The 12,348-nt window shown below is 64.7% G+C and carries 12 protein-coding genes; 8 read left to right on the plus strand and 4 right to left on the minus strand.

The features are described from left to right. The first annotated feature begins 235 nt into the window (after positions 1–235). From E3T35_RS15645 to E3T35_RS15660, 4 genes are read left to right on the plus strand one after another with little or no spacing between them, the layout of a single operon-like run. Positions 236–1,450 (plus strand): PotD/PotF family extracellular solute-binding protein, encoded by a 1,215-nt coding sequence (locus E3T35_RS15645; RefSeq protein ID WP_134380124.1) that lies wholly within the window; start codon positions 236–238, stop codon positions 1,448–1,450. Next, a complete protein-coding gene (locus tag E3T35_RS15650; protein WP_134345999.1) occupies positions 1,450–2,649 on the plus strand; it encodes an ABC transporter ATP-binding protein in 1,200 nt (399 codons plus the stop codon). The genes E3T35_RS15645 and E3T35_RS15650 overlap by 1 nt, the downstream gene beginning before the upstream one ends. A gap of 2 nt (positions 2,650–2,651) precedes the next feature. After that, positions 2,652–3,569, plus strand: coding sequence for an ABC transporter permease (locus tag E3T35_RS15655; RefSeq protein ID WP_092340893.1), 918 nt, complete (start codon positions 2,652–2,654; stop codon positions 3,567–3,569). Then, positions 3,566–4,372 carry an ABC transporter permease gene (locus E3T35_RS15660; protein ID WP_174774976.1) on the plus strand — a complete coding sequence of 269 codons (807 nt, stop codon included), beginning with the start codon at positions 3,566–3,568 and terminating at the stop codon, positions 4,370–4,372. The genes E3T35_RS15655 and E3T35_RS15660 overlap by 4 nt, the downstream gene beginning before the upstream one ends. Here the strand turns inward: E3T35_RS15660 and E3T35_RS15665 are convergent. Beyond that, positions 4,369–5,361 (minus strand): asparaginase, encoded by a 993-nt coding sequence (locus E3T35_RS15665; protein WP_104129980.1) that lies wholly within the window; start codon positions 5,359–5,361, stop codon positions 4,369–4,371. The genes E3T35_RS15660 and E3T35_RS15665 overlap by 4 nt on opposite strands. A 5-nt stretch (positions 5,362–5,366) precedes the next feature. Next, complete coding sequence (gabT, locus tag E3T35_RS15670; RefSeq protein ID WP_134346002.1) at positions 5,367–6,743, minus strand: 4-aminobutyrate--2-oxoglutarate transaminase; 1,377 nt, start codon at positions 6,741–6,743, stop codon at positions 5,367–5,369. Between the two features lie 85 nt (positions 6,744–6,828). On the opposite strand from gabT, the gene E3T35_RS15675 reads away from it, so the two are divergent. The 3 genes from E3T35_RS15675 (at position 6,829) to E3T35_RS15685 (ending at position 8,882) form a co-directional block, all read left to right on the plus strand. Next, positions 6,829–7,314, plus strand: a complete 486-nt coding sequence (locus E3T35_RS15675) for an OsmC family protein (RefSeq protein WP_134379996.1) — start codon at positions 6,829–6,831, stop codon at positions 7,312–7,314. 111 nt (positions 7,315–7,425) lie between these two features. Continuing rightward, positions 7,426–7,785 carry a PadR family transcriptional regulator gene (locus E3T35_RS15680; RefSeq protein WP_134346004.1) on the plus strand — a complete coding sequence of 120 codons (360 nt, stop codon included), beginning with the start codon at positions 7,426–7,428 and terminating at the stop codon, positions 7,783–7,785. Next, positions 7,782–8,882 carry a hypothetical protein gene (locus E3T35_RS15685; RefSeq protein ID WP_134379998.1) on the plus strand — a complete coding sequence of 367 codons (1,101 nt, stop codon included), beginning with the start codon at positions 7,782–7,784 and terminating at the stop codon, positions 8,880–8,882. Before E3T35_RS15680 ends, E3T35_RS15685 begins: the two co-directional genes overlap by 4 nt. Positions 8,883–8,979: 97 nt before the next feature. Here the strand turns inward: E3T35_RS15685 and E3T35_RS15690 are convergent, their stop codons facing one another. Continuing rightward, positions 8,980–10,326, minus strand: coding sequence for an aminotransferase class III-fold pyridoxal phosphate-dependent enzyme (locus E3T35_RS15690; RefSeq protein ID WP_092340899.1), 1,347 nt, complete (start codon positions 10,324–10,326; stop codon positions 8,980–8,982). A gap of 41 nt (positions 10,327–10,367) precedes the next feature. Then, on the minus strand, positions 10,368–11,195 hold the full coding sequence (locus E3T35_RS15695; RefSeq protein ID WP_370449076.1) for a lysophospholipid acyltransferase family protein: 828 nt from the start codon (positions 11,193–11,195) through the stop codon (positions 10,368–10,370). Between the two features lie 67 nt (positions 11,196–11,262). Here E3T35_RS15695 and dxr point away from each other — a divergent pair, with 67 nt between their 5' ends. Next, positions 11,263–12,345, plus strand: a complete 1,083-nt coding sequence (gene dxr, locus E3T35_RS15700) for a 1-deoxy-D-xylulose-5-phosphate reductoisomerase (RefSeq protein WP_134380000.1) — start codon at positions 11,263–11,265, stop codon at positions 12,343–12,345. Positions 12,346–12,348 lie beyond the last annotated feature (3 nt).

The raw sequence follows: 12,348 nt of genomic DNA on the forward strand, positions 1-12,348 counted from the left end.
GAAGCGCGCTCCTCGGCCGAGGTCCAGCGGCTCATCGCCACCACCCTAGTCGTGGCGCACCGACGATTTCGAGGGCGAATGTTGCAAGTTTGTGCTGATTTCGTGACAAATCGGTTGCAAGATCAATGTTTTGAACTCTTTTAGATGTTTCCACCACCGATATGTGCAATTATCGACCAACTCGCAACGCAGCGAGTCTGACCGTGTGCGTGCCCAGAATGCTAGGAGAACCATGATGAAGTCCAAGCCGCTGCCCGCCGATCCCATGATTCGCCAACTCATTCGCCAGGCGCAGAAGGCGCAGCTGGGTCGCCGAACTCTCCTCGCCGGTGCCGGTGCCGGTGCAACAGCCCTCGCGCTCGCCGCGTGCTCCACCGGAGGTGCGGCCAAGCCCACCGCTGCGGCCGACACGTCGGCCACCGACAAGACCATCCGCTGGGACAACTGGGCGCTGTACATCGACGTCGACGATGCCGGCAATTACCCGACCCTCGACGCGTTCAAAGCGCAAACCGGCATCTCGGTCAAGTACACCGAAGCCGTCGACGACAACAACTCGTACTACGGCAAGGTCAAAGACCAGCTCGCCCTCGGCCAGGACATCGGAGCCGATGTTGCCTGCCTGACCGACTGGATGGTCAGCCGCATGATCCGTTTTGGCTACACCCAGGAACTCGACCACGCCAATATCCCCAACCTCTCCAATCTCCTGCCGTCACTGCAGAACGTCGACTTCGACCCGGGCCGGGCTATGAGCATCCCCTGGCAGGGCGGTTTCGCTGGCCTGGCCTGGAACAAGGAAAAGTACCCGCAGGGCCTCAAATCGGTTGAAGACCTCTGGGTCCCCGAGCTGAAGGGCCGCGTCGGCGTACTCTCCGAAATGCGCGACACCATGGGCTTGATCATGCTCGATCACGGCGTCGACATCTCCGGAAAATGGGGCGAGAAGGAATTCACCGCCGCCATCGACGAATTCAAGAAGCAGGTCTCCGACGGCCAGATCCGCAACATCAAGGGCAACTCCTACAAGGAAGACCTCGCCAACGAAGACACCCTGGCCGCGATCGTCTGGTCGGGCGACATCGTGCAGCTCAACGCCGAAAATGGCGACAAGTGGGGCTTCATCGTTCCCGAAAAGGGCGGAACGCTCTGGAACGATAACTTCGTCGTGCCGATCGGTTCGCCGGGCAAGAAGAACGTCGAAGAACTCATCAACTACTACTACGACCCGGCCGTCGCCGCCGAGGTCGCCGCCTACGTCAACTACATCACCCCCGTCGCCGGTGCCAAAGAAGCCATGATGGCCATCGACCCGACGCTGGCCGAAGATCCGTTGATCTTTCCCGACGACGCGACCCTCGCCAACGCCTACGTGTTCCGGGGGCTCGACGGCACAGAGGAGCAGGCCTTCAACGCTCAGTTCCAAGCGATCCTGCTGGGTGCAGCCTGATGGTCATCGGTGCGTTCGCTGATCGTGGCGCCGACCTGGAGCTGGTCGGCATCGAGAAACGTTTCCCCGGGTTCACCGCTATTGAAAATCTCAACCTCACCATTCCGGCCGGGTCGTTCTTCGCGCTGCTCGGCCCCTCGGGCTGCGGCAAGACGACCACCCTGCGTCTGGTCGCCGGCCTCGAAGAGCCCACGAGCGGCCGCATCCTGATCGGGGGAGCGGATGTGACCAATCAGAAATCCTTCCAGCGCCCGGTCAACACCGTGTTCCAGAGCTACGCCCTGTTTCCGCACATGACCGTGCTCGAGAACGTCGCCTTCGGTCTCCGCCGCCGCAAGATCGGCGACCCCGTCGCCAAAGCGCACGAGGCCCTGCTGCTGGTTGAGTTGGACCACCTGGCCCACCGCAAACCGCAGCAGTTGTCCGGCGGTCAGCAGCAGCGCGTGGCCCTGGCCCGCGCCATCGTCAATCGGCCGGCATTGCTCCTGCTCGACGAACCGCTTGGGGCCCTCGACCTCAAGCTGCGGCGCCAGATGCAGCTCGAGTTGAAGACCATCCAGGAGGAGGTCGGCCTCACTTTTCTGCACGTGACCCACGACCAGGAGGAGGCCATGACCATGGCCGACACCATCGCGGTCATGAACAAGGGGCGCATCGAGCAGATGGGTGAACCGCAGCAGCTCTACGAACTGCCCAAGACCGCCTTCGTGGCGAACTTTCTCGGCCAGTCCAACCTGTTCACCGGCCCCGTCGTGTCCACCACGAGTACCGCCATCGCGGTCGACGTGTCCGGGCAGAAGATCGTGGTGCCGCTTGAGCGTGCGCACCGAATCTCGGGCGAGGTCACGATCGGTGTGCGCCCCGAAAAACTCACCCTGCACGCCGACGAACCGGCCTACGACGCCGGACGCAATACGATGGGCCCGGGCAAGGTCATCGATGTGTCGTTCAGCGGCGTCAGCACGCAGTACCTTGTCGCCGTTCCCGGCGTCGGAACACTCGTCGTGTTCGCCCAGAACGTGGCTTTCGGCCCGGCCGCGCACGTCGGTGCCGAAGTGTGGCTCAGCTGGAACGTCGACCACGGCTTCGGACTCGACGATGATCCAGCCGATGCTCCGCGGTTCGAGGCGGATCTCGACACCAAGACCATCGCGCGGCAGCGTCGGTCATTGCTCGTCACGGAGCTTGAGGAGGCCTAAGGATGGCCTTCGCCGCATTCTCGACCGCGACTGCGCCGTCGACCGACCCCGTCGCCCGGCGTCGCAGCCCGGTGGCGCTGTTTCTGCTGTTGCCGGGCATCCTCTATCTGGTGCTGTTCTTTCTGACCCCTTTGGTCTCGCTGCTGCTGACCTCGTTTCAGACGCCCCGGGAGTTCGGTGACATCGGCCAGTACGACTATGCCTTTCGCTGGCAGAACTACACCGAGGTCATCACGACCTACTGGCCTCACATCGTGCGATCGTTCAGCTACGCGCTGGCCGCGACGTTCTTCGCGCTGGTGATCAGCTACCCGCTGGCCTACTTTATCGGCGTGAAAGCCCGCAAATGGCCGCTACTGCAGAGCCTCATGCTCGTACTCGTGATCGCACCGTTCTTCATCAGCTTTCTGCTGCGCACCCTGGCCTGGAAGCAGCTGTTCTCCGACGAGTCCTTCGTGGTGCAGTCGCTCAAAGCGCTCTCGCTGCTGGGACCGGAAGCACACGTGACCGGCACCGCGTTTTCGGTGATCTTCGGCCTGACCTACAACTTCATTCCGTTCATGACCCTGCCGTTGTACACGACGCTGGAGCGGCTCGATGTGCGTTACCTCGAGGCCGGCAACGACCTCTATGCGAGCCCATTCCAGGTGTTCCGCAAGATCACCATTCCGCTGTCGATGCCCGGCATCGTGGCGGGCACCCTGCTCACCTTCATCCCTGCGGCTGGTGACTATATCAACGCCAGTCGGGACTTTCTCGGTGGTACCGGCACCCAGATGATGGGAAACGTGATCGAGGCGAACTTCCTCGTGCTGCAGAATTACCCCTCGGCGGCGGCCCTGTCCATCATTCTGATGACCGTCATCCTGGTGATCGTCAGTATCTACGTCAAGCGATCCGGAACGGAGGAACTGCTGTGAAACTCTCCCTCGGCAAATGGCTGCTGCCCGTCTACAGCGGGTTGGCGCTGCTGTTCCTGATGATTCCCATCGGCTACACCTTCGTTTACTCCTTCAACGACTCCCTCAAATCCAACATCACCTGGCGCGGATTCACCTTCGACAAGTGGCTCAATGTCTGCAACGTACAAAATGGTGCTGTCTGCCAAGCCTTCGGCAACAGCCTGTTCATCGGGGCCGTGGCCACGGTCGTCGCGACCACCCTCGGCACCATGATTGCGATCGCCATCGTGCGCTACCGGTTCAAGTTTCGGTCACAGACCAGCCTGCTGCTGTTTTTGCCGATGGCTACCCCGGAGGTCGTGCTCGGCGCCGGCCTGGCGGCGCAGTTTCTGTCGCTCGGTGTGCCGAAGGACATGCTGACGATCATTCTGGCGCACACCATGTTCTGCATCAGCTTCGTCGTGGTCACGGTGAAGGCCCGGGTGGCCAGCCTCGACCCGGCTCTGGAAGAAGCCGGCCGCGACCTGTACGGTTCCGCCTGGCAGGTATTCGCGCGCATCACCTTTCCGCTGCTGCTGCCCGGCATTCTCGCGGCCGCTCTGCTGTCGTTCGCGTTGTCCTTTGACGACTTCATCATCACGAACTTCAACTCCGGGGCGGTGACGACGTTCCCCAAGTACATCTACATTTCGGCGGCACGCGGAATTCCGGCGGAGGCCAACGTGCTCGCGTCGGCCGTGTTCATTCTCGCGCTTGTCGTGGTCGTGACGGTGCAGGTGTCCGGGGCGGCGAAGGCGCGGCGGCTGGCCAAGCTGAGCTAAATGTAGCTGGCGCGAATCTCTCCGACCGGACGGCCGCCGCCGGTCACCGTGAGGCCGAGCTCGGGCAGCAACTGCGCGACATCCGCTCGCTGGATCGCCCCAGCGTCCGCCAGCAGGCTGACTGCAACCGCAGCGGCGGCCCGCAGGTTGCCGTCGAGTATCTTCAGTGCCACGGTGGTACCGTTTTCGGCGGCTGCGACCATGATTCCCTCCGCGCCGCCCTTCATGAACAGGCCGAGTCGGTCGATCACGATGCTGTCGGAGTGGCCGGGACCGGCCACCACCCAGCCATTGGCGCGCACCGCTTCGGCCAGAAAACCGGCCTCGCGGTAGATCGCGAACGGGGAGTTGGACTTGCTGGTGGCAATGCGCGCGATCCCGCGCGCCAGGCCCCCCAGGGAGATCGCGTGCACCGGGGCGCCGCAGCCGTCGATACCGGAGGCGACCGGTCGTTCGCCGGTGAAGCGTTCGAGCACGTCGAGGATGCGCTTTTGCAGCGGATGCGCCGGGTCCAGATAGCCGTCCAGTGCCCAGCCGTTCTGCTGGCAGGCCACGAGCATGGCCGCATGCTTGCCCGAGCACTCCATGTAGACCGGTGCCTTGGTGGCACCGAGGCGCACGAGAGCGTCTCGGGCGGCGGAGTCGATCGGCCAGGCAGCAGGGCACGCGAGCGCCGTTTCCGGAACTCCGGCCCGGGAGAGCAGGCCGCGAACGAGTTCGATGTGGGCGGCGGTGCCGCTGTGACTCGCGGTAGCGATGGCGGCATCCGCTCCCCGCAGGGCGGCGCCGCTGGCCATGACCGCGACGGCCTGGAACGGTTTCATCGCCGAGCGCGGAAAGACCGCGCTGGTGACGTCGCCGAGCGCCCGCAACACCTCGCCGTTGGTGCCGAGCACGATCGCCGAACCGGCGTGGCGGGATTCGACGAAGCCGCTGCGCTCCACGACGGCGAGCTCGACGGAATCGTCGACCGTAAAGGTTTCAGTCACAGTGGCTACAGCGCGGCCATGGCGTCGTCGATCACCGAGAGGGCGTCGACGATCAGGGCATCGGACAGCGCGAGACTCGGCAGAAAACGCAGCACGTTGCCGTAGGTGCCGGCGGTGAGCAGCAGCACGCCGTGCTGGCCGGCGTAGGTCGAAATCGCGCTCACCGCGGCGGCGTTGGGCGCCTTCGTCGTGTCGCCGGTACCGGGCTGCACCAGCTCGATCGCCATCATGGCACCGTGGCCGCGAATCTCGCCGATGATGTCGTACTTGTTCTTGAGCGCGGTCAGGCCCGCCGTGAGCGACCGCTCGATGCGCTGTGCTTCGCCGAGCAGGTTGTTCGCGTCGATGGCCTCGAACACAGCGATCGCAGCGGCACAGGAGATCGGGTTGCCACCAAAGGTGCCGCCGAGGCCGCCGGGCTGGGAAGCATCCATGATTTCAGCGCGGCCGGTGACGGCGGCAAGCGGGAAGCCCCCGGCGATGCCCTTGGCACTGAGCACGAGGTCGGGGATCCAGCCGAAGTGCTCACTCGCGTAGTACTTACCCGAGCGCGCCATGCCGCTCTGGATCTCATCGGCGATCATGACGACACCGTTCTTGGTGCACCATTCCTGCAGGGCGGGCAGGTAGCCATCCGCTGGCACCATGAAACCGCCCTCACCCTGGATGGGTTCGACGACCAGGCAGGCCAGATCGGATGCCCCGATCACCTTGTCGAGGTAGGCGATGGTGCGGGCGGCCGCCTCGGCACCGGTCAGGCCGTCGTGATAGGGGTAGGAACTCGGGGCGTGGTAGACATCGCTCGCGAGGGGACCGTAGCCGGTGGCGTAGGGCATGGCCTTGTAGTTCATGGCCATGGTCAGCACGGTGCGGCCATGGTAGGCGTGGTCGAGTACCGCGACGGCGCGGCGACCGGTGTACTTGCGGGCGATCTTCACGCCGTTTTCGACGGCTTCGGCGCCGGAATTGATGAGCACGCTCTTCTTCGGGAAATTACCCGGGGTGTGCTCGGCGAGCAATTCGGCGACGCGCACGTACTCTTCATACGGGGTGACGGTGAACAGGGTGTGGATGAAGTCCTGGGACTGTTCGATGGCCGCGGCAACGACGCTGGTCTCGGTGTGGCCGATCGTGGTGACGCCGATTCCGGCACCGAGGTCGATGAACTGGTTGCCGTCAACATCAACGAGGATCGCCCCGTTGGCCTTGGCAATGTAAACGGGGAGCATGGAGCTGACGCCGTCGGAGACGACCGCTCGACGCCGCTCCTGCAACGCTGCAGAGATCGGACCGGGAATGGCCGTGACGATCTTTCGTTCTTGCGCGACGGAGTACATGGTCGCGGCGGCAGTGGTAGCAGAGTTTGTGAGGGTGTCAGTCATGATGCATCCACTTTACCGATCTCATTCCCCACGAGGCTGGTTGTGCTGTCAGAATTGCTGAAGGAGATAGCGATTTCGAGGGGGAATCATGCTCGGCGAGCACAATTACGCGGTACGGGTCGACTGGACCGGCAATGAGGGCAGTGGTACGAGCAGCTATCGGGCCTACGGCCGACAGCACACGATCACGCCGGTGGGCAAGGGAGCCGAGGTCAAGGCCGTCATCAAGGGATCGAGCGACCCGACTTTTCACGGAAATGCCGAACGCTGGAACCCGGAAGAGCTGCTGCTCGCCGCGCTCAGCCAGTGCCACATGCTCTCCTACCTGCACGTGGCCGTGCGGCACGGGGTGACGGTCACCGTTTATACCGACTCCGCGGTCGGAGTGATGCGCCAGCGGCCGGGCGGCGGCGGAAGTTTCGCATCCGCTACCCTCCGCCCGCGCGTGACGATAAGTGACCCCACCCAGGTCGATTTTGCGCAGTCGCTGCACGCCGAGGCGGCGCGGGAGTGCTTCATCGGGGCCTCGATGAACTTTCCGGTCGTGCACGAGCCGGTCACCACGGTCTAGCAGCGTCCCGGAAGGACAGAAATTGCGCATGGCGCAGTAGTGCGGTTTGCGTAGTAGTGTGGGATCCGTTGAAGGTGCGAGCGAACGCTCGAGCCGATGAAGGGGATGCCGATGGATACCACCCAGTTACTCAAGGGGGTGCTTGACATGGCCGTTCTGGCCGTCATCGTTGACGACGACGGCTACGGCTATGACATCGTGCGCCGATTGCGCGCCGCCGGACTCGACGAGGTCGGCGACGCTTCGGTCTACGGCACCCTGCGGCGGCTGTACAGCGCGGGGGCGCTGTCGAGCTACGTGGTGCCGTCGGACGGCGGGCCGCACCGCAAGTACTACGGAATGAACCCGCACGGCCGGGCCATGCTCGCCGAACAGCGCGCGAACTGGACCCACTTTGCCGACACTCTCACCCAGCTGCTCGAGAATCCGCAGCGCTCCGCTCTCCTACCCACGATCGGCGACAACTCATGAGCGAAACAGCTACGACTCCGCAGTCCATTCGCGACTTTGCCCTGGCCGTGCGAGCGGCCCTGAACGATCTTCCCGCCGATGACGTCGACGACCTCACCGACGGCCTCGAAGCCGACCTCACCGAGCAGGCCGCCGACGTGGATGCCGGCGATGCCGCGGCGCCCGGCTTTGACCTCGGAGATCCGGTCGCCTACGCCGACGAGTTGCGTGGCGCGGCCGGGCTTCCCGTGCGGGGAGCGACGCCCGAAGCCCGCGTGCCGCGGCTGCGCCGGCTGCGCACCCGGGTCGGTGCCGCGCGGGCGGGCGCGGCCCGGCGCATCCGCTCGAGTGCGGCCGGTACGGCGGTGCTCGACTTTGTGCTCGTCTTGCGCCCACTGTGGTGGGTGCTGCGCGGCTGGGTTGTCTATGCGGTCGCGGAGGTTTTCACCGGCGGCGCGATCAGCACAGTGCCGACCGACCCTGTGCGTTGGCTCGTGCTTACGGCCTTTGTGATTCTGAGCGTGCAGTGGGGGCGAGACCGGTGGTTGCCCTGGCACTGGCTTCCCGGCTTTCGCACGGTGGTGAGCGTGTGCGCGGTTCTGGTGCTGCCGATCGTGCTGATGGTCACGGCCAACCAGGCCGGAACGCAGAACAGTGCGTACGTCAATTACAACCCGGCTCCGACGCCCGGACTCATGCAGAGCGGCGAGCAGGTGACCAACGTGTTCGCCTACGATACCGACGGCCAGCCGCTCACCGACGTGCAGCTGTTCGACCAGAGCGGCCGCGCGCTCAACGTGGTCAACGACCCGGTCAATACGAACTACCTGCCGCAGCTTGATGCGGCCGGGGAGCAGGACATGGTGGTGCCGACCCTGTTGGTGCCCGGCGGCGGCTGGAACGTGTTTCCGCTCCGGCTGGTGGCGTCAGGCGATATCGACTACACCTACGACTTTCTTGGCCAGGCCTACCAGGCGGATGCCGCACCGTCGCCGTTCCCGTTCGCCCAGGTACGGCCCCTCGTGCCGGTGTCCGAAAAGGGGGAGCCGACACCATCGCCGTCACCCACGCTTGTGCCGGTGCCGACAGCATCCGCTTCGCCAACGGCCGGACCATGATGCGCCCGGCCGGCGGTGGGACGGCGGTCATCAGCCCCTCGGACATCGACCTGCCGCCGACGCAGTCCGTCGACATCACGGACTGGGTGAGGGGCGACTACGCGGGGTAGGCGGCTACCAGCGCAGCGAGGGCCTCCTCGAGCACGGTGGCAGCATCGTCGATGAGCTCGTCAGAGATCACGACACTCGGCATGATGCGCAGCACCGAATCCCAGCTGCCGGCGTCGAGCGCGATGACACCGTTCGTGGTGGCGTGCTTGATCACGGCGGTCAGGGCCTCGGGGTAGGGCTTCTTGGTTCCCGGGTGCACGAGCTCGACGCCGAACATGGCTCCCTTGCCGCGGACCTCGCCGACGATGGAGAACTTCTCGGCCCAGTCGCCGATTCGCGCCCAGAGGGCGGCTTCCACACGTTTGGCCTCACCGAGCAGATTGTCCCGCTCGATCAGGTTGAACACTGCGAGGGCGGCCGCGGTGGAGACCGGGTTGCCGCCGAAGGTGCCGCCGATACCGCCGGGCTGCACGGAGTCCATGATGTCGGCGCGGCCGGTGACGGCGGCCAGCGGAAAGCCGCCGGCGATGCCCTTGGCGGTTGTGACCAGGTCGGGAACGACATCGTGGTGCTCGATCGAGTACCAGACGCCGGTTCGGGCGATGCCGGCCTGAATCTCATCGGCCACGAAGACGATGCCGTTCTCGGTGCAAAATTCGCGAATGCGCTTGAAATAGCCGGGTGCAGGAATAACGATGCCGCCGTCGCCCTGGATCGGCTCGACGAAGAACGCCGCGACCTCGGTCGCGCCGATGTGAGTATTGATGTAGTCGATGGTCTTCTCAGCCGCTTCCAGACCACTCAGGCCGTCACGGAACGGGTAGCTCGTCGGCACGCTGTAGATCTCGCCGGGGAACGGGCCCATTCCGGCGCGCTCCGGCCACGGCCGGTAGGTCATCGCCATGGTCAGGTTGGTGCGACCGTGAAAAGCGTGGTCGAGGGCCACGATGGCCCGGCGTCCGGTGAACTTACGGGCGATCTTCACCGCGTTCTCCACCGCTTCCGCGCCGGTGTTCACGAGCACCGAGTGCTTCTCGAAATCGCCGGGGGTGATCTGGCTCAGTTTCTCGGCGACCGCCACGTAGTTCTCGTAGGGCGTGACCGTGAAAAGAGTGTGGGTCAGTTTCGCTGCCTGAGCGGATGCTGCCGCCGCGACGTCGGGATGCGCGTGACCGATCGTGGTCACCCCGATACCGCAGCCGAGGTCGATGATCTGGTTGCCATCAACGTCGACCAGGATCGCTCCGGCGCCGTGGTCCATGTAAATGTTGGCGAGCGTTCCGGCGCCGCGGGCAACCGTTTTCTCTCGCCTGGCCTGAAGCTCGACCGACTTGGGGCCGGGGAGAGCCGTCACGAGCTTGCGTTTCTGGGGCACCGAATACGTAGCAGTCATTGCTCCAGCCTATGACCGCCAGCTCGACGGTAAGACCGCGGCTACAGGCGTTCGCGCGGAAAGACCCGGTGGGCGAGGCGATTGAGGGTACCGACCGGTGGCGATTCGTTGTAGGCGTTGGCCAATTCCTGACCGGACAGTCGGTGGATGGCCGCCATGATCTCATCCGTTGCCTGCCGGCGTGCCTTACCGGAGGTGGCCGGGCCGTGATGGCCGAGGTCGAGCGGTTCACCGAAGGTGACAGTGACCTTGCGAATACGCGGCACCTTGGTGCCGACCGGCTGAATCTCCTGGGTGCCGATCAAACCGACCGGAACGACGACCGCGCCCGTGGTGAGGGCGAGCCAGGCGACGCCCGTGCGGCCCTTATAGAGGCGGCCGTCGAGCGAGCGGGTGCCCTCCGGGTAGATCGCGAATGCGCCCTCGGCCTCGAGCACGGCACGGCCGGCGTCGAGGGCGACCTGCGCGGCCTGGCCGGCTCCGCGTTCCACACCGATGGCACCGATGGCGGTGAAGAATGTTCGTGACACCCAGCCCTGGAATCCGGTCCCGGTGAAGTAGGTCGACTTGGCCAGAAACTGCACGCGGCGGGTCGCGACGAGGGGAATGACGATGCTGTCGATGAAGGAGAGGTGGTTGCTGGCGAGAATGACGCGGCCGGTGGCCGGAATATTCTCGCGCCCGATAATGCTCGGTCGAAAAACGATTCGGGCGACGGGGGCCATGATGCCGTAGCCGAGAAAATAGACGAATCCCGGTCGCTTGACACGCTCCTGATCGTCGGCCTCTTCGGCCGGAACGCCTTGATCAGAACTATCGATCGTGATGGTTTCGGCGTTGTCTTTGGGTTCTGCATCGGCACCAGTCACCCGTCGACACTACGCCACCACTGGCCAGCATCGGACATACGCCGCGCCCGGCACCTAGCATGGAGGTATGCGCAGAGTAATCATTCTCGGGTCCACTGGCTCGATCGGAACCCAGGCGCTCGACGTCATTCGTGCCAATCCGGAGCGGTTTGAGGTGGTCGGTCTCGCTGCCGGAAGCAACCGAGAACTGCTCGATGCGCAGGCCCTGGACTTTCAGGTCGAGCACACCGCCCTGGGAGCGGATGCTGCGGAGCAGCTCGTGCGGGACGTCGACGTCGACGTCGTGCTCAACGGCATCACCGGTTCGGTCGGCTTGGGGCCGACCCTGGCCGCGCTGAAAGCTGGTCGCACCCTGGCTCTGGCCAACAAAGAGTCGCTGATCGTCGGCGGCGAACTCGTGAAGAATCTTGCTGCACCAGGCCAGATCGTTCCGGTCGACTCCGAACACTCCGCCATCGCGCAGGCATTGCGCTCGGGAACCCAGCACGAGGTGCGTCGACTCGTGCTGACGGCATCCGGTGGGCCGTTTCGCGGTTACACCAGGAAACAGCTTGCCGGCGTGACGCCCGCGCAGGCCCTGGCCCACCCGACCTGGAACATGGGCCTGGTGGTCACCACCAACTCGGCCACCCTCGTGAACAAGGGACTCGAGATCATCGAGGCGCACCTTCTGTTCGACGTGGAATATGACCGCATCGACGCCGTCGTGCACCCGCAATCCGTGGTGCACTCCATGGTCGAATTCGTGGACGGATCGACCATCGCCCAGGCCAGCCCGCCCGACATGCGACTGCCGATCTCACTCGGGCTGGACTGGCCGAACCGCGTGGCTGCGGTCGGCGCTCCGATCGACTGGACCCTACCGCAGAGCTGGACCTTCGAGCCCCTCGACGACACGGCTTTTCCCGCGGTCGAACTCGCCAAGAAGGTCGGCCGCCTAGGCGGCACCTATCCGGCCGTGTTCAACGCGGCCAACGAGCAGGCCGTCGCCGCTTTTCACTCCGGGCGCATCGGCTTTTTGAACATCGTCGACACGGTGCTACGCGTGGTCGAGAGCCACGAGTACGATTCCGAGCTCACCCTCGAGTCACTCGCCGAGGCTGAACGTTGGGCGCGTGCTACCGCCGATCAGCTCATCGCGGCAGGCTGACGG

The sequence above is a fragment of the Cryobacterium sp. TMT1-2-2 genome, assembly GCF_004403505.1.
Classification (GTDB): domain Bacteria; phylum Actinomycetota; class Actinomycetes; order Actinomycetales; family Microbacteriaceae; genus Cryobacterium; species Cryobacterium flavum.

Coding starts and splice junctions, on each gene's coding strand:
- gabT (WP_134346002.1), bottom strand. CDS start 6,743: ATGACTGACACCCTCACAAACTCTGCTACCACTGCCGCCGCGACCATG.
- E3T35_RS15655 (WP_092340893.1), top strand. CDS start 2,652: ATGGCCTTCGCCGCATTCTCGACCGCGACTGCGCCGTCGACCGACCCC.
- E3T35_RS15650 (WP_134345999.1), top strand. CDS start 1,450: ATGGTCATCGGTGCGTTCGCTGATCGTGGCGCCGACCTGGAGCTGGTC.
- E3T35_RS15680 (WP_134346004.1), top strand. CDS start 7,426: ATGGATACCACCCAGTTACTCAAGGGGGTGCTTGACATGGCCGTTCTG.
- E3T35_RS15645 (WP_134380124.1), top strand. CDS start 236: ATGAAGTCCAAGCCGCTGCCCGCCGATCCCATGATTCGCCAACTCATT.
- E3T35_RS15685 (WP_134379998.1), top strand. CDS start 7,782: ATGAGCGAAACAGCTACGACTCCGCAGTCCATTCGCGACTTTGCCCTG.
- E3T35_RS15690 (WP_092340899.1), bottom strand. CDS start 10,326: ATGACTGCTACGTATTCGGTGCCCCAGAAACGCAAGCTCGTGACGGCT.
- dxr (WP_134380000.1), top strand. CDS start 11,263: ATGCGCAGAGTAATCATTCTCGGGTCCACTGGCTCGATCGGAACCCAG.